14 protein-coding genes are annotated in these 19,143 nt (G+C 42.4%); 10 read left to right on the top strand and 4 right to left on the bottom strand.

Annotated features, from left to right (window positions below; translation table 11 throughout):
• Positions 1-32 precede the first annotated feature (32 nt).
• Both FC51_RS07235 and FC51_RS07230 read right to left on the bottom strand, forming a co-directional pair.
• A complete protein-coding gene (locus FC51_RS07235; RefSeq protein ID WP_057911253.1) occupies positions 33-1,421 on the bottom strand; it encodes a uracil-xanthine permease family protein in 1,389 nt (462 codons plus the stop codon).
• A 388-nt stretch (positions 1,422-1,809) separates the two neighbouring features.
• A complete protein-coding gene (locus tag FC51_RS07230) occupies positions 1,810-2,451 on the bottom strand; it encodes a TetR/AcrR family transcriptional regulator (protein ID WP_057909731.1) in 642 nt (213 codons plus the stop codon).
• A gap of 252 nt (positions 2,452-2,703) precedes the next feature.
• Here FC51_RS07230 and FC51_RS07225 point away from each other — a divergent pair, with 252 nt between their 5' ends.
• The 9 genes from FC51_RS07225 (at position 2,704) to FC51_RS07185 (ending at position 16,159) form a co-directional block, all read left to right on the top strand.
• The gene (locus FC51_RS07225; protein WP_057909730.1) at positions 2,704-4,089 is read left to right on the top strand and encodes an Nramp family divalent metal transporter; all 1,386 of its coding nucleotides are present in this window, start codon (positions 2,704-2,706) and stop codon (positions 4,087-4,089) included.
• Between the two features lie 98 nt (positions 4,090-4,187).
• Positions 4,188-5,096 (top strand): magnesium transporter CorA family protein, encoded by a 909-nt coding sequence (locus tag FC51_RS07220; protein WP_057909729.1) that lies wholly within the window; start codon positions 4,188-4,190, stop codon positions 5,094-5,096.
• Positions 5,097-5,225: 129 nt separating this feature from the next.
• The gene (locus FC51_RS07215) at positions 5,226-6,089 is read left to right on the top strand and encodes a tyrosine-protein phosphatase (protein WP_057909728.1); all 864 of its coding nucleotides are present in this window, start codon (positions 5,226-5,228) and stop codon (positions 6,087-6,089) included.
• Positions 6,090-6,667: 578 nt separating this feature from the next.
• Positions 6,668-7,963 (top strand): MFS transporter, encoded by a 1,296-nt coding sequence (locus FC51_RS07210; RefSeq protein ID WP_057911252.1) that lies wholly within the window; start codon positions 6,668-6,670, stop codon positions 7,961-7,963.
• Positions 7,964-8,285: 322 nt separating this feature from the next.
• On the top strand, positions 8,286-10,172 hold the full coding sequence (locus tag FC51_RS07205; protein WP_057909726.1) for a glycoside hydrolase family 2 TIM barrel-domain containing protein: 1,887 nt from the start codon (positions 8,286-8,288) through the stop codon (positions 10,170-10,172).
• Positions 10,156-11,112, top strand: a complete 957-nt coding sequence (locus tag FC51_RS07200; protein ID WP_057909725.1) for a beta-galactosidase small subunit — start codon at positions 10,156-10,158, stop codon at positions 11,110-11,112. The genes FC51_RS07205 and FC51_RS07200 overlap by 17 nt, the downstream gene beginning before the upstream one ends.
• 190 nt (positions 11,113-11,302) lie before the next feature.
• Positions 11,303-13,189: a DUF2264 domain-containing protein gene (locus FC51_RS07195; protein WP_057909724.1), complete on the top strand. Its 1,887-nt coding sequence runs from the start codon at positions 11,303-11,305 to the stop codon at positions 13,187-13,189.
• Positions 13,190-13,373: 184 nt separating this feature from the next.
• Positions 13,374-15,269, top strand: a complete 1,896-nt coding sequence (locus tag FC51_RS07190) for a CBM96 family carbohydrate-binding protein (RefSeq protein WP_057911251.1) — start codon at positions 13,374-13,376, stop codon at positions 15,267-15,269.
• A gap of 29 nt (positions 15,270-15,298) precedes the next feature.
• Positions 15,299-16,159, top strand: coding sequence for a DUF5776 domain-containing protein (locus FC51_RS07185; protein WP_138491134.1), 861 nt, complete (start codon positions 15,299-15,301; stop codon positions 16,157-16,159).
• A gap of 58 nt (positions 16,160-16,217) precedes the next feature.
• Here the strand turns inward: FC51_RS07185 and FC51_RS07180 are convergent, their stop codons facing one another.
• The gene (locus FC51_RS07180) at positions 16,218-16,886 is read right to left on the bottom strand and encodes a GntR family transcriptional regulator (protein WP_057909721.1); all 669 of its coding nucleotides are present in this window, start codon (positions 16,884-16,886) and stop codon (positions 16,218-16,220) included.
• Positions 16,887-17,101: 215 nt separating this feature from the next.
• Between FC51_RS07180 and uxuA the strand changes: the two genes are divergently transcribed.
• The gene (gene uxuA, locus FC51_RS07175) at positions 17,102-18,178 is read left to right on the top strand and encodes a mannonate dehydratase (RefSeq protein ID WP_057909720.1); all 1,077 of its coding nucleotides are present in this window, start codon (positions 17,102-17,104) and stop codon (positions 18,176-18,178) included.
• 187 nt (positions 18,179-18,365) lie between these two features.
• On the opposite strand, the gene FC51_RS07170 is transcribed toward uxuA, so the two are convergent.
• Entirely contained in the window at positions 18,366-19,004 is a 639-nt protein-coding gene (locus FC51_RS07170) for a bifunctional 2-keto-4-hydroxyglutarate aldolase/2-keto-3-deoxy-6-phosphogluconate aldolase (protein ID WP_057909787.1), read from the bottom strand.
• Positions 19,005-19,143: the final 139 nt, after the last annotated feature.

The raw sequence follows: 19,143 nt of genomic DNA, 5'->3' as shown, positions 1-19,143 counted from the left end.
GAAAAATTCGGATGGCCTTTTATTTTACACTATTATTTGGTTTCAACAACCGGGCCTTTTGTGATGCTATCGACTTTTGGGTCTTCAACTCGATCCTCGGAAGTTGCCTTGTTGCCCATCACAAGGTTAATGATAATGGCGCTTAATGCTGCAATCGTAATAGGGGAACCCAACAGATACTGAATGATTTGAGGAGTCTCACTAACAACCTTAGCTGGCAAAAGAATGACAGCCATGGTCAAGACGATTGGAATCCCTAATACATAGATGGTACTTTCATCGGTTGCCAAGTTTCTGATAACATTTAAGCCGTTTAACATAATGATGACACAGATGATTGAGAAGATACCACCGATAACCGCTGCGGGAACAGCCGAAAGAAATGCCGATAATTTTCCGCAGAAGCCAAGAACGATAAACCAGAGTCCAGCTGAGACGAAGACCCGCCGGCTGGCCACTCCGGTAATCGACACAACGCCAGCGTTAGTGGAGTAACCGGTCATTGGTGTGGTTCCCAGAAGGGCAGCAAACAGACAGCTCAGGCCTTCACCGATAATTCCGCGGTTCCACTGTTTCTTACTGATTTTTTCATCGACCACGGCGCTCATGGCAAACCAAGTACCGGTTGTCTCAGTCGTTAGCACCATGTAAATGACGATAAACGTTAAAATAGCAGGCAATGAAAAATGAATGCCGTAATGTAAAGAAGTGAATTGGGGAAGGCTGATCCAAGATGCATCGTTTACAACCGACCAGTCAAACTGGCCCATCATAGATGCGGCAATTGTCCCAACAACTAATGCAATAATAATTGAACTGACCTTGAACAACCGTTGAAGTTGAGGAACCCGCAGCCCGATGGTAATTGCAACCAGCATCGCAAAAGCTGTGATGGCCGCAATTTCAATATTTTGGTTAATATTACCAGCAGCTTTGAAGATATTATCGTTCAAAGCTGAAGGAAGCAGTGACAATCCAACGCAAGTGATGATTGTCCCACCAACGATGGCTGGTACCAGTGTATTGATAATTTTTTGGTAGATTCCTGATAAGCCCAGAAGAATCAGCAGAATGGCGCCAACAATCAGTGAACCCAAAACAGTTGCCATGCCGCCATGCGAGGCGCCGTTGGCAAGGTAAACACCAGCAACAGCCCCAATGGGAACAAATGATGGTCCCTGCGATACAGGCAGCTTCATGAAGTACTTGGTCTGTAAGATGGTTCCGATTCCACAAGCGAGAAACGCGGCTTGAAGAAAGCCGGTCTTTTGTGCCAGGCTCATTGACAGCAAGCCTGCAATAATAATGGGCGGCACATAGACATCCATGGCTAAGACGTGCTGAAGTCCGAGTAAACCTGATTGAAAGACAGGGACTTTATCTTCTGGACCATATAGCAAACCGTTTTGGTTACGTTTCATTATTGCTCTCCTTTTGATGAAAAAGTTTTTAAATAAGCGAAACACGAACTATATTTAAAAATAAAATATGATAATTCGTATCGCTAGTCAGAACTTATTATAAACACTCACTTCTCAATAATCAATATGTAAATAATTAAGATTTTTTACTTCTAATGTTCGTGTTTTAATCCGAAAGTCCATTTATCTTCATCAAGAATTTTTCAGTCCAACCATAACAACAATGGAACCGCTCGCAATGATTAATGAAGACAACTTTTATAACTATCTCATTTTTTCTTTTGAAATAAATTAAAAAAGGTCGGAGCAAAAGTGTCAGCTTTTGATTCGGCCTTATTCCATAATGTTTACTTACGACGTCTTTCGTTCTAGCTTCTACTTACACAACTCATCTTGCTAAAGCTTTTGTTAGGGCAGTAATAATATGGGTGATTTCTTGGGATGCCAATGTTTGATCAAATAGTAAGTAACCGACAACCATTCCACCGACGACTGCCCACATCAATTTTAAAATCTCGGTATTCGGCCAATTGATCATCAAGTGGTTTTCTTTTAACTGCGTCAAGGTCTGATTGATATTGTGCCAGTATGATTCGGGAAATTGTTTGACCAATTCTACGCGGACCTCATTGCTATATAGAACTTCGGACACAAAAATCTTTAAGACAGCGGCATTATCCCGCACGAATTGAACACGATCGGTCACCAATGCCTCAATAAATGAATGCAGTGTCATAAACTTGGGGTTCAGTGGTTGATGTTCTTTGAAGTCGGTCAAGACGGCAGGAAAAATCGCCTTAGTTACTGGCTGAATAATGGTGTTTAAAAGACCACGCTTGCTTTTGAACTTACTAAAGATATTTCCTTCAGCAACGCCGGCTTCGGTTGCAATCTCTTTTGTACTTGCGTTGGCGTAACCTTTTGCGGCAAAAACGTCGATTGCAGCCAGCAAAATTTTGACCTGTTTGTCAGTCATGCCATCCAAGGCATGGGTGTCGGCAAACAGCTTTAATTCGGTACCTTTCAACATTGGATTGACTCCTTATGGTCACTCGTGTGATTTAAATTTCAAATTAAGTATACACTCAATCCGCTGAATTAAAAGTCTTAATTAATTTTCCATGATAAAAATGTCATAAACACTTTGAAAACGGCTTCTTTAAAAGATTGATATTTTTTGGTTGACCTAACAAAAAGTGTGTGTATAATATGAATTGGTGATTGAGTGAGTAACTACTCAAACAATTGCCCGAATTCAAACCAATGAAAGAGGGCTAACGACATGCGAGAGAGTGTGGAAATTACGAAAGAACCTAAGAAGAAGTTTTTCAGCAGTACAGAAGAAGAAGGAAACAGCAAGAGCCTGGATGAGGTCAACGGCAGTATCATTGTTCCGGAAGATGCCGGTTTCTGGCGGACTTTGATGACTTATACCGGACCGGGAATTCTCATTGCCGTGGGGTATATGGATCCAGGAAATTGGATCACATCAATTGCTGGTGGTGCTCAGTTCAAGTACAGTTTATTATCCGTAGTCCTGATCTCAAGTTTGATTGCGATGTTGTTGCAGTCCATGGCAGCTAAACTTGGTATCGTGACTGGAAAAGATTTAGCCCAATTAACCCGTGAACGGACCTCCAAGCGAGTCGGATTTGCCCTGTGGATTATTACAGAATTAGCGATTATGGCGACGGACGTTGCCGAAATTATTGGTTCAGGGATTGCCTTGGAGTTGCTATTCAAGATTCCACTGGTGATTGGGATTTTGATTACCAGTGCCGATGTCTTGATCCTTCTCTTATTAATGAGACTCGGATTTCGAAAAATCGAGGCAATTGTTGCAACCTTGGTCGCCGTCATTTTGATGGTCTTCTCATATGAAGTATTTCTATCTGGTCCCAATATGCCTGAGCTATTTGCAGGATACATTCCATCGACTTCGATTGTCACTAATAAGTCTATGCTTTATTTGGCACTGGGGATTGTTGGTGCGACTGTTATGCCCCATGATTTGTTCCTGGGATCTTCAATTTCTCAAACAAGACGGGTGGATCGAAAGAATCGTAAGAACGTTGCTAAAGCAATCAAGTTCTCAACCATCGATTCGAACATCCAATTATCACTTGCGTTCATCGTTAACAGCTTATTACTGGTACTTGGTGCCGCCTTATTCTTTGGCACGAATAGTTCAGTTGGCCGATTTGTGGACTTGTTTAACGCGTTGCAAAATTCCCACGTTGTTGGTGCGATTGCCAGCCCAATCTTGAGCATGCTGTTCGCAGTTGCCTTGTTATCATCAGGTCAAAGCTCAACGATTACCGGGACACTTTCAGGCCAGATCATTATGGAAGGCTTCATTCATTTAAGAATGCCGCTTTGGGCACAGCGATTGATCACTCGGTTGTTGTCCGTAACGCCTGTGTTGATTTTCGCCATTTACTATCATGGTAATGAAGCGAAGATTGAAAACTTGTTGACTGCTTCTCAAGTATTCTTGAGCATTGCATTACCATTTGCGATTATTCCGCTGGTGCTCTTTACCAGCAACAAGGAACTGATGGGCGAATTCGTTAATAAGCCGTGGGTTAAGTACGCTGCTTGGGTTGCAACCACTGTCCTTGTGGTGTTGAACGTTTACTTGATCTTACAAACAATGGGATTCTTTTAAAATGATTTTTAACAAGAAGTCGTGGGCATTGAAAAATGTCTGCGGCTTTTTTTAATTTGTTTTAAAATAGAAATAATAACTAACAGGGGGATTACCCAATGATCAAACCTGAAAAGATGATTAACGGTACCAAATGGATTGAGACCATCAAGTTAACAAGTGACGAGCGAGTCAAGCTTGAAGATGAGTACGGCATTGACGAAGATATTATTGAGTACGTTACCGATAAAGATGAAAGTACCAATTATGTTTATGATCTCAACGAAGACGATCAGTTATTTATTTTTCTGGCACCATATGCCTTGGATCGCGCGGCGTTGAGATATATCACGCAACCGTTTGGTATGCTGCTTCATAAGGGCGTTTTATTTACGTTTAACCAGAGTCACATTCCGGAAGTCAATACGGCCCTTTATTCTGCCAAGGATAATCCGGAGGTGCAAACTGTGGATGCGTTCATCTTGGAAACGTTGTTTGCCGTGGTTGACAGCTTTATCCCGATTTCTCGGGCGATTACCAAGAAACGCAATTATTTGGATAAAATGCTTAATCGCAAGACAAAAAATACTGATTTGGTGTCCCTGTCCCATTTGCAGCAGACTTTGACCTTCTTATCAAGCGCGGTGCAAACCAACCTGAGCGAGCTTAACCGTTTACCTAAGACCCATTTCGGTGCCGGTGCTAATCAAGATAAGCTGGATTTATTCGAAGATGTTCAAATTGAAGGTGAGCAGGTTCAACGGATGTTTGAAATTGAAACCCAAGTGGTCGATCGCATTGATCATACCTTTAATAGTATTGCGAATAATAATCTAAACGACACGATGAAGTTTTTGACAATCTGGTCGCTGACAATGGCGGTGCCAACGATTATAACGGGCTTTTACGGGATGAATGTCAAATTGCCGCTCGCCACCATGCAGGGTGCTTGGATGATTACGGTGGGGATTTCAGCTGTTTTGATTATTGCAATGCTGGTGATGCTCAAGATGAGAAGACGGATGTAAATCAAATCCCCCCCAAAAAAATTTTTTACATTTCATTTACACAATCGATACCAGGCAAAAATATTACCCTTCTATACTAAAAGTGTTACATTGGAATGTGCGAGATTGAGAAAGTTAGGAGGGTTTCACATGAAAGAGAATCACGATTCTTTGATTGCCTCAGCGATTTCTGAGGGGGCAGTTCCGACCGCTGACACAGCTGCAAAATCGTTTTCCGTCAGCCAACCCGCTTTAAGGACATTAAAGCCCGTTAAGGAGCATGAAATTCATCTTCAAGGTGCCTTCAACGTCCGTGATATGGGTGGCTATCAGACTACTGACGGCTTGGTTATCAAGGACCACTTGCTGCTACGATCAGCTAGGTTAAATCAGTTGACCCAATCAGATGTGAAGCAATTAATTAATACCTATCACGTTGGCATCGATTTTGATTTGCGGCGACCGGAAGAAGTTGCGGAGCGACCGGATATCATGCTGCCGGGCGTTGAATATCTAAATGAATCAGTCGATACCTATGAGACTTATCATTACCACATTACAATGGCAAATAACCGCGAGCATTACCGAAGTTATGTCACGTCTCGACAAGCGCAAAAAGTTTACCACGACTTATTTATGACTTTATTGAACAAGCCATATGGGCAGTCGGTTTTGTGGCATTGTACCTCCGGCAAAGATCGGACCGGCGTGGCCGCTGCACTAATCCTGTATGTTTTGGGTGTTGATACGAAGACAATTTTTGCGGATTACGTGGCTTCAAATGATTTTTTGGCTGCCCAAACTGAACAGCGGATCACCAACTTGAAAGAGAATGGCGCATCCAATGCTGAGGTTGAACACGCAAAGGTAGATAGTGGTGTTGATTTGTCGTATCTCAAATCGGCTTTTGACGAGATGAACAAAAGATTTGGTTCAGTGACCGGATATATTACGCATGGGCTTGATATAACCCGCGAACAGCAAGCTGATCTCCACAGGATGTATTTAAAATAATAAATGAATTGATTGAATAGGACGATTGCAGAGTAGAACTTTGTGATCGTTCTTTTAATTTACTAAAAAAATACGGAGTGATTAGAGATAAACGTTATTTTCCTTGCTGATATACCAGATTATGCCGATAAAAATGTTGCATTATCTTCCCTGATTTTTCGAGTTGCCCGTATATGCACCGACTATCACAACAACAATTGCAAGTTAAGTCGATTCCCCTTAAAGATTTTAGTAAAAAGTAGAAAAACTCATTGACAGCGTTTTCTTGGAGAGCTATTATAAAGTCATTGATATACAAGTATTCAAGTGTTGACGGTCAAAAAGAGTGGTGATTATTCATGGTAACATTGAGAGAACAGCTATTTATTACGAAAATCACATTTTGTTGGTTTAGCGAATCGTCCTCGAATGCTTTCATATTTTGGTGACAAATGTAAGCGGTTTATTATCCGTTCGAAGTTGGGTAAGCACTTTTACATTGGAGTTTTGAATTCTGGAGGTGGGGCACAGAAAATCAAAGTGGTAAGGAACATTTCAAAAACGTTTAAGACAAAATTTTGATTTTGGGAGAGAATGTCATGGCTAAAAAAGATGATTTAGAAAAAGACGCAGTTAAGACATCAGTTGGCGTTGTAACTAACGCTAAGATTAAGGATGAAGAACAGCCGAAGTTACCCTGGATGATTTCATCCGCAATGTTTTTAGCGCCACTTTGCTGGTATGGTCCAATTGGATCGACCCGAAGTGTTTTAATTCCACAATTGTTTGCACAGTTGGATCCGGCACATAAGGTTTGGGCCGTCGGAATTCTTGCGACAGTTGCTTCTATCGTTGGTGCGGTTACTAATTTACTTTTCGGGGCATTATCAGATGTCACCCGGACTCGGTTTGGTAAACGGAAGCCCTACATTGTGTTAGGAACCATTGCAATTGCTATTTCTTTGGTTGTCATCGCTAACATGAAGTCGATTGTTGCGATCATTGCCATTTGGATTGTCGCCGCCGCAGCTGAAAATGCAATTGCTGCCGCGATTTATCCGCAAATTTCCGATCGGGTTGCGCCAAAATGGCGAGGGACCGTTTCGACTTTCTACGGGGTTGGTTTTACCATCGCCCAGCAGGGGTTCGCACTCTTAGCTGCTCAATTTCTTGGCAACGTTAAGTTCGGTATTTATTTTATGGCTGGATGCACGGTTATCTTGGCCATTATCCACGAGTTACTGATTCAAGAAAAGGGAAAATTGGACGAACCCAAAGTTAAGTTCGACAAGGACAGTTTGAAGAAATATTTCTTTTTCCCAACGCACGATGCTCGTGACTTTTATTTAGCACTTTTTGGCAAGTTTTTCATGGTTGTTGGATCAACCATCGTAACGACGTTTCTGCTATTTTTATTCACTGATTATATTGGGCAAAACACGAAACAAGCCGGTGGCTCAATTTCAATCTTCAGTTCGATCATGTTGTTCATTGGTGTTTTCTTTGCATTGGTTGGTGGCCCGCTTGCTGATAAACTCGGCCGTGTTAAAGCCCCAGTTGTAATTGCAACCTTTGCTTTAGGGGCCGCAGCATTATTCCCACTGTTCGTCCGGGAACCATGGGCAATGTTTGCTTATGCCGTTATCGCAGCATTTGGTAATGGATTATATAACTCAGTTGATGGCGCGCTGAATATGGACGTTTTGCCATCATCGGATACTGCCGGGAAAGACCTAGGACTCATTAACTTGGCCAATACGCTTGGCCAGATGTTAGGTGCCATGGTTGCATCTGCTATTGTCGAAGCCTTTGGGTACGGTGCAATCTTTGTTTTCGCGATCGCAATGGAATTCATTGGTGGTGTTTCGATCGCCATGATTAAGCGGGTTAAGTAATTACCGCTAATTAAGTTGTTCATTTCATTATGGAAAGAACGCTTAAATTCAAATTTAGATAACGAAAATTTAGAATTGACCAGCTTGCTTTTCGACCTTAGAATATTTTTCGGCTGGGTAGTTTTACTTAAGAAGGCTAAGAAAAATAACTAAGACGTTACTACAATCAGGTCCCGTGTTTGGGGCCTGATTTTTTATGGGCAAATTTAGTAAAACCAACTAAATGTTTAATTGAAAGTTTAAAAGGTTTATTGACAAAATATAATAAAGCGCTTACATTATAATTAGTGTTTAGATTGAAGAATAGGAGTGTGAGAAATTCATGGAACCAGACATTAAATGGTTAGACGATCCGGAAACATTTCGGGTTGGAATGATTCCAGCGCACAGTGACCATCATTTTTACCAATCAGACGATGAGGTTAGAAATGATGCCAGCAGCTACGTGCAAAATTTGAATGGTCAGTGGCTGTTTGCGTTCGCAAAGGATCCAATGCATCGGATTCCGGACTTTTACAAAGCTGACTTTGACAGTCACGATTTTGATCACATTAAAGTACCGGAACACATTGAATTTGCCGGCTACGACAAGTTTCACTATATCAATACGATGTATCCTTGGGAGGGCAAAGTCTACCGCCGCCCCGCTTACGCACTGAATCAAAATGACAAACAGGAAGGTCAATTCAGTCAAGCAGTTGATAATCCGGTTGGCCAATACCTCAAGAAATTTATGTTGAACCCAGCGTTCAAAGATAAGAAGGTCCGGGTTCACTTTGATGGCGTTGAAAAGGCGATGTATGTCTGGTTAAACGGACATTTTCTGGGTTATGCCGAAGACAGTTTTACCCCATCGGAATTTGATTTAACGCCATATCTTCAAGACGGTGAAAATATCTTGGCTGTCGAAGTCTTTAAGTTGAGTACGGCTGCGTTTATCGAAGATCAGGACATGTTTCGATTCTTTGGCATTTTTAGGGATGTTTCGCTGATTGCGCAGCCTGAAGCACACATCGAGGACTTATCAATTAAGCCGACTGTTTCGGATGACTTCCATGACGGAACGCTCAATGTTGAGACCAAAATGACGGTTAATAAGTCTGGTGCGATCGCAAAAGTTCAAGTGACAGATCAAGGTGGCAAGAAACTTTATACTGAAACCCAACCCGTTGAAAAGTCGATTTCACTCAAGGATATTTCATTTAAAAATATTCATCTTTGGGACAACCACGATCCATACCTGTATCAGTTGACAATTGAAATTGATGATCAAAACGGCAATGTTTTGGAAATTGTCCCTTACAAATTTGGCTTTAGAAAGATTGAAATTAAAGATAAAGTTATTTTATTTAACGGGAAACGCTTGATTATTAACGGCGTTAACCGCCACGAGTGGGACTGTGATTCTGGTCGGGTGGTTTCAGTTGAGGATATGAAGGAAGATATTCGGACCTTTAAGAAGAACAACATTAATGCTGTTCGAACCTGTCATTACCCTGATCACACGTTGTGGTATCACTTATGCGATATGAATGGGATTTACGTGATGGCCGAAAATAATTTGGAGTCTCACGGAACCTGGCAAAAGCTTGGAGCCGTTGAGCCTTCGTATAACGTTCCCGGTTCGGTTCCGCAGTGGAAAGCAGCCGTGGTCGATCGTGCCCGCAACAATTATGAAATGCTCAAAAACCACGCCAGTATTTTATTCTGGTCTTTAGGAAACGAGTCATACGCAGGCGACGATATTCAAGCCATGCAAGACTATTACAAGAGCGTGGATTCAACTCGTTTGGTTCATTATGAAGGTGTCGTCCAAAACCGAAAATATGAAGACGTGATCTCTGATGTCGAAAGTCGGATGTATGCTTCGCCGGATGAAATCAAAGACTACTTGGATCATGAACCCAAGAAACCATTTTTACTTTGTGAGTACATGCATGACATGGGTAATTCGCTGGGTGGCATGAAGTCATACATTGATTTGATCGATCAGTATCCAATGTACGCCGGCGGCTTTATTTGGGACTTTATCGATCAGGCCATTCAAGTTAACGACGAAATCACCGGCAAAAAAGTGCTTCGTTATGGCGGCGACTTTGATGATCGAATGTCCGACTATGAATTTTCCGGTGACGGCCTGATGTTTGCCGATCGGACGGAAAAGCCAGCAATGCAGGAGGTGAAATATTACTATGGTCAACACATCTAAACAATTACACGTGATATATGGCGATGGCGGCATTGGCGTTGGTGGCGATCAGTTCCACTACATCTTTAACTATACGAGAGGCGGAATGGAATCGATGGTCGTTAACGGCCGTGAATGGCTGTACCGCGAGCCAAAGCCGACTTTTTGGCGGGCAACCACCGATAATGACCGGGGCAATGGCTTCTCGAAGAAATCGGTTCAATGGTATGGCGCCGATATGTTTGCCAACGCCGACAAGGTCGACATTAAGATTAACAACAAACTGATTGATTTTCCAAGCGCACCGCTGAATAACAATTATTCCAATCACGAATTTGCCGATCAGGTTGAAGTGATTTATCACTATCAGACACTGACAATTCCAAGCACGACTGTGGATGTCAGTTATGTGGTGTCTTCGAATGGTGAAATCACCATTCACGCTCACTATACTGGAAATGATCAACTGCCTGATTTGCCGGTGTTTGGGATGCGGTTTGTCATGCCGACTGCAGCCACTGGTTATGAGTACGCCGGTCTTTCGGGAGAAACCTATCCCGATCGAATGGCCGGAGGGATTCCAGGTGAATATAAAGTTGATGGGCTACCTGTCACCAACTACATGGTGCCACAAGACTGTGGGGTGCACATGCAGACTGACTGGGTAACGGTGACTCGAAATTCGACGAAGGATAATTCGGACCATGCTGAGACGCCGTTTAGTCTGACATTTGAGAAAACCGGTGCGCCATTTGCTTTTAGCTGTCTGCCATACACAGCAGAGGAGCTGGAAAACGCCACCCACCAAGAAGAACTGCCGTTAACACGCCGGACGGTTGTCTCGATTTTAGGAGCCGTCAGAGGTGTTGGTGGTATTGACAGCTGGGGTCGAGACGTTGAAGCAAAGTATCATATTCCGGCTGAGAAAGATATTGATTTTGAATTTAAGATTAGCTGGTAGCTTCTCCATCACAGACGGATGAGATTACCCAAAAGAGTCATTGCAATTATGCGTGGCTCTTTTTAATTTACCAAAAATATTATATTTTTGGTAAATTCAATTAACGATACATTGTATTTTAGTAAAATTAGTAGTATCCTAGGTATTGTAAAAGCGCTTTCAAAATCAAGTTAATGAGGTGAATTTAAATTTGAGACGTCAATTATTTAATGAGCAGATTAAGGATAACCCGTTGCGCAGCAAAGCGGATGTTAAAGCGGCTTTGGTCGATATCCTGGCCCCAGCAATGGAAGTTTTGGCCCAGCAGAAACGCAAAGGCCGTTTTCGAATGAGTGACAGTGGTGCCGTTTACCTTCAAGATAAGACTGAAGTTGAAGGCTTTATGCGTTTACTTTGGGGACTTGGCCCATTCTTCAGTGATCCCAAACGAATCTACGAACGTCCTGACTGGTACGAATTGGTAACAGAAGGCATTATTGCCGGAACTGATCCCGACTCACCCGATTATTGGGGTGGTGATCTGAGCGATTATGACCAAGTCTTCGTTGAAATGGGGGCCTTGACGGCATTTCTATACGAAACCAAAGCAACTTTCTGGGATAATCTTTCCGTTCCTAAGCAAAAAACAATCGTCAAATGGATGGATCAGGTTAACCACAAAGTGATTCCCAAGACCAACTGGTTGTTTTTCAGAGCAATGGTGAACCAATTTATTGACGATACCGGCTACATGGATAACTCGGCGTTAATTGATGCTGACTATGCGATTACCAATAAGCACTATTTAGGTCATGGTTGGTCCTATGATGGTTACGTTAACCAGATTGATAACTACATCCCGTTTGCCTACCAGTTCTTCACAATTTTAACAGTTGGTTTGGCAGACACTGATGACAAGCAAAGCCAGTTGTTAAAGCAGCGGGCGAAGGCGTTTGTTCCCAGCTATGCCAACTGGTTTGCTGCGGATGGTGCTGCGCTTCCATACGGTCGGAGTTTAGACTATCGGTTTGCTCAAGCCGCGTTTTGGGCAGCTTATGCATATGCCCACGTTGATTTACCTGACGGCTACAGTCTGGGCGACATTAAGCACCTACTGTTGAACAACCTGCGTTGGTGGTTCCAACAGAATATTTTCCAGACAGATGGCTTGATGCCGATTGGGTACGCCTATCCCAATATGAACTTTGCGGAAGGTTATAATGGCCCTGCATCCGCTTATTGGGCTTTAAAGACCTTTATTTTCTATGCGTTGCCAGATGATGATCCGTTCTGGACCACAAAAGAAAGTGACGACTTTAAGTTTGAACCGTTAAAGAAGCAGCCGGAACCGAGAATGTTGATTGCCCACAGTCAAAATGGGTTGGAAGTTCAATCGTTTACGGCGGGGCAACACTCGCATGAGCATGCCCATGGCGAGGCAAAATATGAGAAGTACGTCTACTCAACTACCTTTGGCTTTAGTACGCCTAAGGGCTCAGTTCTCCTCAAACAGGGGGCTTATGATAATACACTGGCAGTTGCCGAATCCGAGAACTTCTGGCAAACGGCCTTTAAGTATGACGACTATGCAATCCACGATAACTATGTCTACTCAGATTGGCAGCCGTATGACGATGTCGAAATCAAGAACTTTGTTATTCCGGCAATGCCTTGGCATGTGAGAGTTCATGAAGTTAATACTGGTCGACCCCTTCATTTGGCTGAGGGCAGTTTCTCAGCGCCTGATAGTGGGGCGTCTGATGAATATGAAATGAAGACTGGCGCGGACAACGCTGTCTTCTATCATTCAAGAGTTGGCATTACCGGTTTAGTTGGCTTATCAAAGGAATTGACAACTGAGTTATCAACACCAGAACCAAATACCAACCTGTATTTCAACAAAACTAAGATTCCGCTGCAAACCGGCGTCTTGGAGCCAGGTAAGTACATTCTGGTATCGCTGTACCTTGGTGATCGTGAGCTTGAGAGCCTGGATGCCGATGGCAACATTGTCGTGCCAGAAGTCAAATTGGATGGCCGCGAGTTAACGATTACGTCTAATAATCATACCTCTAGTGTAACGTTGGCTGAATTTTAAAGCATCGTACTTGGGTAAATGGATCTCAGATGTTTCTGAGGTCCATTTTTTTGATACACATTGACAACGCTTACATACGGAATTATAATACTTGTATTCTAATATATTAGTACGATATGATGAGGGTCATGTGAATACAAGGATACACAATTTTGGGGAAACTATTTTACGAGGAGATATTGCAATGAATTTCAAGAAAGATCTTGTGTTATCAGTACTTGCACTTACTGGGGTACTGGGACTGGGAGCAACTTCCAGTTTCCCATCTAAAGCGGCAACCAACCAAGGAAACAACCCAATATCGAAGGTTGCAACATCCGGGTTTGATAAGAAGCAGGTTTTAGAAGTTAATAACCAGCCATTTTTCTATAATGGTGTGCAGATTCGAATTGATAAGCTTCGTGACAATTATGGTTATAACATGACCGATATTCGTAATGCATTCAAGCAGGCAAAAAGTGACGGCTTCACAGTGGTTAACTCGCAAATTCTGTGGTCAGACGTCCAGCCAGACAAGTCTTTAAATCCGACCGATGTTGCTTATGTTAAGAATGGCGATGATGCGGCTAAGAATTTCAGCGAATCTTCAACACCGTTCACTTTGACGAATGATGGCACGAATCAATCACTTGTTTACCTCAAATACGATTTAAGTAATCTTGACTCAAGCAAATTCAAGGCAGGCGGTCTCGACGGTGCTAAATTGCGAATTTATGCAAAAGCAAACACCACTGCCAATTTAAATGTGTATGGTCTCAACAAGGATGATAACTGGTCTAACGATTCCACCTGGAAGACGATTCCGTTCAAGGGCGATACCAGCCATAAGGCGATCTCCGTTTCACCTAGTTACGACCCGATTAAGGATGAAAATTATTATGACTTTGACGTCACTGATTTTGTAAACAGTCAAAATGCCGGTAAGGTTACTTTGGCTTTACAAGCTCAAAAAGGAACCACACTGGAAATGGGTGGTGGCTCACAAATTGGCAGTAAGAAAGTTCTCAATAAATCATTGAACGAAACACCGCAACTGACTTTATCCAGCAAGAGTAACTATGATTACAGCTATTTGGATCAAGTTATCAAAGCTGCCAGAGATGCGGATATTAAGTTGGAATTACTGTGGTTCGGAAGTGATACCACCAAAGAAGCGACAGAACACCGGGTTCCATACTATGTCATGCACGACTACACAATCTCAAAAAATTCAGATGGTAAATCGAGCATTACGAAAGCTGCCCCAACCTCAACGACAGGACAATATGTATTCGGGCTAGATAAGAATGATGCAAATTTGCAGAAGCAAGAGGCCCAGTCTGTTTCGAATGTCTTTAACCACGTTGCCGAAAATAACGCGGCGAATGGTTCAACTGATACGGTAATCGGTGCTCAAATGCCAAATGAGCCAACAATTAAGATGTCTTACACAGAGCCCAGTTTGTCATTGAAAAGCAAGATGAATTTGAGTAGCAGTGACTTCAACACTTGGACCTTGTGGAACTATACCAATAATTTAGATGCTGCAGTTAAAACTTCAGCTTATCCGGTATGGACGCGAGTCAATAACGCTGCGTCGGATGGCGGCGATGCCATCATCGCTTTAAATGAAAATAAGCGTTCGTCATCTTCAACCAATCTTGACGCGGTCGGTCTTGATCCTTATCAATATGATTATCAACATTTATATAATTATGGTCACTCAAAACCATATGCCAATGGTGACAATATTCCAATGGTCATGGAAGATGGAATGGGCGCAAATAGCTGGAGCTGGGCTAAAGGGAACTACAGTCCACTTGATGCCGGATTAAGAACGATTACGGCGCTTGCCGGGGGTGCAACCAGAAACTACTACGACTTTAAGAGTGGTGATGGATTTGACCTATACGATGGCGTAAATTCCGACGGGACGTTCACACCCCATGAGTACAATGGCGGAAAAGCGATTGAGTCCATTCGAGACGTCAACCACTTTGTTAATAAGATTGGGTATGATTTGGCAACCAAACAAGCAGATGGTGCCGGGGGAAACAGCTTCTATTCTTCAATGCCGTCCCTGCAAGTGGGGATAACCTGACACTTAACAAGAAGCTCAACGATACCAATGTGACTTACCATACTGATACTAATAAGAGTATGGGAATTGCGATTCAACGGGACCAGGATGATATTGTGTTAGCAAGTACACTGGATTCCGATGCCACATTTACCCTTAAAAACTTTGGCAAGGTTACTTCTGTGAACTATGGTCAGTACCAAACACCACAGTCAAATAAATGGATTTCAACTGATGGAAATGTCACCTACAAGAAGAATACGGATGGATCTTACACGATTACGGTGCCGAAGTATTCAGTTGTCAACGTTTCAAAAAAGACACAAACACCAAGTAACAACAATAACGGCGGTAATTCCGACAACTCGACAACGACATCTGATACGACGAATAACAACTGGAATCCTTCATCACCGTCAACATCAAACGGAAGTACTGGATTGCCCAATTATGCCAAGAAAACACATACAGTCGTTTATGCGACTAAGGGCTTATACATGTACAAATCCGCTAACTTCAAAAAGTCACAACGAATTGCTAAATTTCCCCAAGCTAAGCGCACTAATCGACCCAAGTTTCTTGTTCTCGGATACGCTCGTGCAAATAACGGGGCACTCAGATATAAAGTCCGCAGTTTAAAAAATGGCAAGGTGGGCTATATCACTGCGAGTTCGAAGTATGTGTCTAACGCCTATTACCAAACAATGCCCAAAAACAAGCATATTTCTGTTATTTCAAAGAAGGGCATTAATGCATACACCTCAGCTAGTCTGAAGCACAAAACAGCGCATTATAAAAAAGGCACTCGCTTAACCGTTAAGCGGGTTGTTAAATACAAGCTTACGACACGCTATCAGTTAACGAATGGGCATTATATTTCTGCCAGCAAAACAATGGTGATTCACAAATAAATGAGTGACAAAAAACTCCTCGGCTCAAAAATGGGCTGAGGAGTTTTTGATATTGAGCTTATTTTTGTTCAGCTTCAAAATAATCAGGAAATTGCGCAATTAACTTATCTTTTTCAGATAACATGAGATTCAAATGATTGAAGGCTTTTTTCTCGGCGACTTTGATGTCGTGAGCCTCAACAGCATCCAATATTTCAGTGTGTTGTTTGATGAGCTCGTCTAATGGCATGTTGGTCTGCTGAATACGCAAAAATCGATAACGGTCCAGTTGCAATGATAAGTTTTCCAACCAATCCCAGACTTGGAGCCGATCCGTGGCAGCATAAAATAACTTATGAAAGTCATTATCCAAGTAAAAGAAGTCAACGGCGTTTTGTTCCTCGGCAGCAATCTGTTGCTTGCTAATGATCGTCCTGCTATCAAGTAGATCTAATTTAGACATTTTTCCGGCAGCCTCGCTAACCACGCTACGTTCGACGCTTTGACGAACAAAGCGGGCATTTAAAGCACTACTGAGGCTGATTTTGGTGACGTAAGTGCCACTTTGAGGAACCGTCATCATCAAGCCGTCGTTTTTTAAACGCAAAATGGCCTCTCGGATGGGCGTACGGCTGATGTTAAGTTGTTCCATGAGCGTCTTGTCCTGGATTTTTTCGCCGGGCAAAAACTTTAATTTTAAGATGTCATTTAAGATCGATTCGTAAGCAACTTCATTTAAACTTTGCATGGCAAACCTCGTTCTTCGTTGTATTCGATTCTCTTATTGTACCACTAAGAAACGGCTGATTTTTAAATTGTTTAATTGAATCATACCATACCATTGACAACGGTTACATGAGGTGGTAAATTTTAATTGATTGATATATTAGAATATCAATTTACGAGATTTAATGAAGCGTCTGTGGTTTACCTAAAAAGTGGCGTTTTATCAAGGAGGAAGAAATGGCACAATTGAAAATGGGATTCCGCTGGTTCGGAGAAAAGGATGATGATATTTCGCTTTCTCAAATCAGGCAGATTCCCCAAACAAAACAAGTGGTTGGGGCGTTATTTGATGTTCCTGTTGGGGATGTTTGGCCCCAAGACAAGATTGATGCGCTTAAGAAACAGGTGACTGATGCTGGCTTGAAGCTGGAAGTAATTGAATCAGTCAATATTCATGATGATATTAAAATTGGATTGCCGACGCGCGATAAGTATATTCAGAACTATATTCAGACAATCAAGAATCTCTCTAAGGCGGGCATTAAGGTGATCTGCTATAACTTTATGCCAGTCTTTGATTGGCTGCGGACAGACTTACATCATCAGTTAGCCGATGGTTCAAATGTGATGATGTATGAGCAAGATAAACTGCCGCAAGATCCGGAAGCCTTGATGGCCCACATGAAGTCCGGCTCCAATGGATTCTCATTACCCGGGTGGGAACCTGAACGACTTTCTGCTCTACAAGACTTATTTGACGCTTATCAAGATGTTGATGAAGACAAACTTATTGAGAACTTGAAGTATTTCTTAGATGCCATCATTCCGGTTTGTGAGCAATATGATGTCCGGATGGCGATGCATCCCGATGATCCGCCAAAGCCATTATTTGGTTTGCCACGAATTTTTAAGAATGAAGAAGACATGTTGCGGATCGAAAAGCTCTACGAATCTCGTTATAATGGTTTTACAATTTGCACGGGCAGCCTTGGTGAAAACCAAAACAACGATCTCCCAGCAATTATCCGCGAGTTCGTGCCAAAGGACCGGGTCCCATTTATGCACGTTCGAAATATTAAATTCGTTAACCAACAGGGGGACTTTCATGAATCTGCTCATCCATCCAGCGAGGGCTCATTGGATATGTATGAAATCATGAAGGCACTTCATGATACGAATTACGATGGCTATATTCGTCCCGATCACGGTCGAAATATTTGGGGAGAAGACGGTCGTCCAGGATATGGGCTATATGATCGGGCACTAGGCATCACTTATCTACTTGGATTGTGGGAAGCACTGGAAAAGAAATAAAGAAAATTTCCTCATTGTTTCATGATCAATGACGAGTAGAAAGTCGATACTTACGTACAAATCAGCTAGGTCGTTCTCGAGTTCAAATGGGCAAAGATAACGTTTTGCTTCTGTGTGTTGATGAGACATAAAAAGCCAGCTTTCAGGGATAAACCTGAGAGCCGGCTTTTTGAATTCGCCGTATTGATTATTGATGTCTAATTTCGTTTAATTTCTGGATATACTTCTTGGCATTTTCAGTAACCTGATCGTAATCGCCAGTCTCACCGGGGCCAACCAAGTTGCCACCAGCACCAACACAAACAGCACCTGCAGCAAACCACTGGTCGAGGTTTTCCAGGCTGACACCGCCAGTTGGCATGATGTTTATTTGTGGGAACGGTGCCTTTACCGCTTTAATCATAGATGGGCCAGCAACACTTGCCGGGAATAATTTGACAATGTCTGATCCACCTTCTAATGCGCGTTGCATTTCCGTCATCGAGCTACAACCTGGTAAGTAGGGAACCTGGTAGAGGTTACATAACTTGGCAATATCTGCATCAAATGTTGGACTGACGATGTATCCGGCCCCAGCCATCATTGCCAATCGTGCTGAAGTGACATCCAAAACAGTTCCTGCACCAATCACGCCATCAGGCAGTTCTTCAGTAAGCTTGGCGATCACTTGGTCAGCGTGCGGAACCGTAAAGGTTAACTCAATTCCCATTACACCGCCTTTAATTGCTGCCTTACTCAAGGTTTCGGCCTTCTGTGGAGTATCTGCCCGAACAACGGCGATAATTCCGGCGTCAACAATCTTTTGAAGATTTTGAACACGATTCATAGTCATTATTAAAAGCTCCTTTTAAATTTGCTTGTCATGGACTATAATACTAATATATCAATTACATATATTAATATATTACTTTATTCGGGAGATTGCAATGCTTTGGCTTGTTTTTGAGGAATATTGTAAGCGCTTA

It is taken from the genome of Lentilactobacillus parabuchneri DSM 5707 = NBRC 107865, from assembly GCF_001435315.1.
GTDB lineage: Bacteria > Bacillota > Bacilli > Lactobacillales > Lactobacillaceae > Lentilactobacillus > Lentilactobacillus parabuchneri.
This window is presented reverse-complemented; position numbering and strand designations above follow the sequence as displayed.

Bases quoted from the DNA above. Each gene is read 5' to 3' on its own strand.
- FC51_RS07220 (WP_057909729.1), top strand. From the start codon at position 4,188: ATGATCAAACCTGAAAAGATGATTAACGGTACCAAATGGATTGAGACC.
- FC51_RS07210 (WP_057911252.1), top strand. From the start codon at position 6,668: ATGGCTAAAAAAGATGATTTAGAAAAAGACGCAGTTAAGACATCAGTT.
- FC51_RS07170 (WP_057909787.1), bottom strand. From the start codon at position 19,004: ATGAATCGTGTTCAAAATCTTCAAAAGATTGTTGACGCCGGAATTATC.
- FC51_RS07230 (WP_057909731.1), bottom strand. From the start codon at position 2,451: ATGTTGAAAGGTACCGAATTAAAGCTGTTTGCCGACACCCATGCCTTG.
- FC51_RS07225 (WP_057909730.1), top strand. From the start codon at position 2,704: ATGCGAGAGAGTGTGGAAATTACGAAAGAACCTAAGAAGAAGTTTTTC.
- FC51_RS07235 (WP_057911253.1), bottom strand. From the start codon at position 1,421: ATGAAACGTAACCAAAACGGTTTGCTATATGGTCCAGAAGATAAAGTC.
- FC51_RS07200 (WP_057909725.1), top strand. From the start codon at position 10,156: ATGGTCAACACATCTAAACAATTACACGTGATATATGGCGATGGCGGC.
- FC51_RS07205 (WP_057909726.1), top strand. From the start codon at position 8,286: ATGGAACCAGACATTAAATGGTTAGACGATCCGGAAACATTTCGGGTT.
- FC51_RS07180 (WP_057909721.1), bottom strand. From the start codon at position 16,886: ATGCAAAGTTTAAATGAAGTTGCTTACGAATCGATCTTAAATGACATC.
- FC51_RS07190 (WP_057911251.1), top strand. From the start codon at position 13,374: ATGAATTTCAAGAAAGATCTTGTGTTATCAGTACTTGCACTTACTGGG.
- uxuA (WP_057909720.1), top strand. From the start codon at position 17,102: ATGGCACAATTGAAAATGGGATTCCGCTGGTTCGGAGAAAAGGATGAT.
- FC51_RS07215 (WP_057909728.1), top strand. From the start codon at position 5,226: ATGAAAGAGAATCACGATTCTTTGATTGCCTCAGCGATTTCTGAGGGG.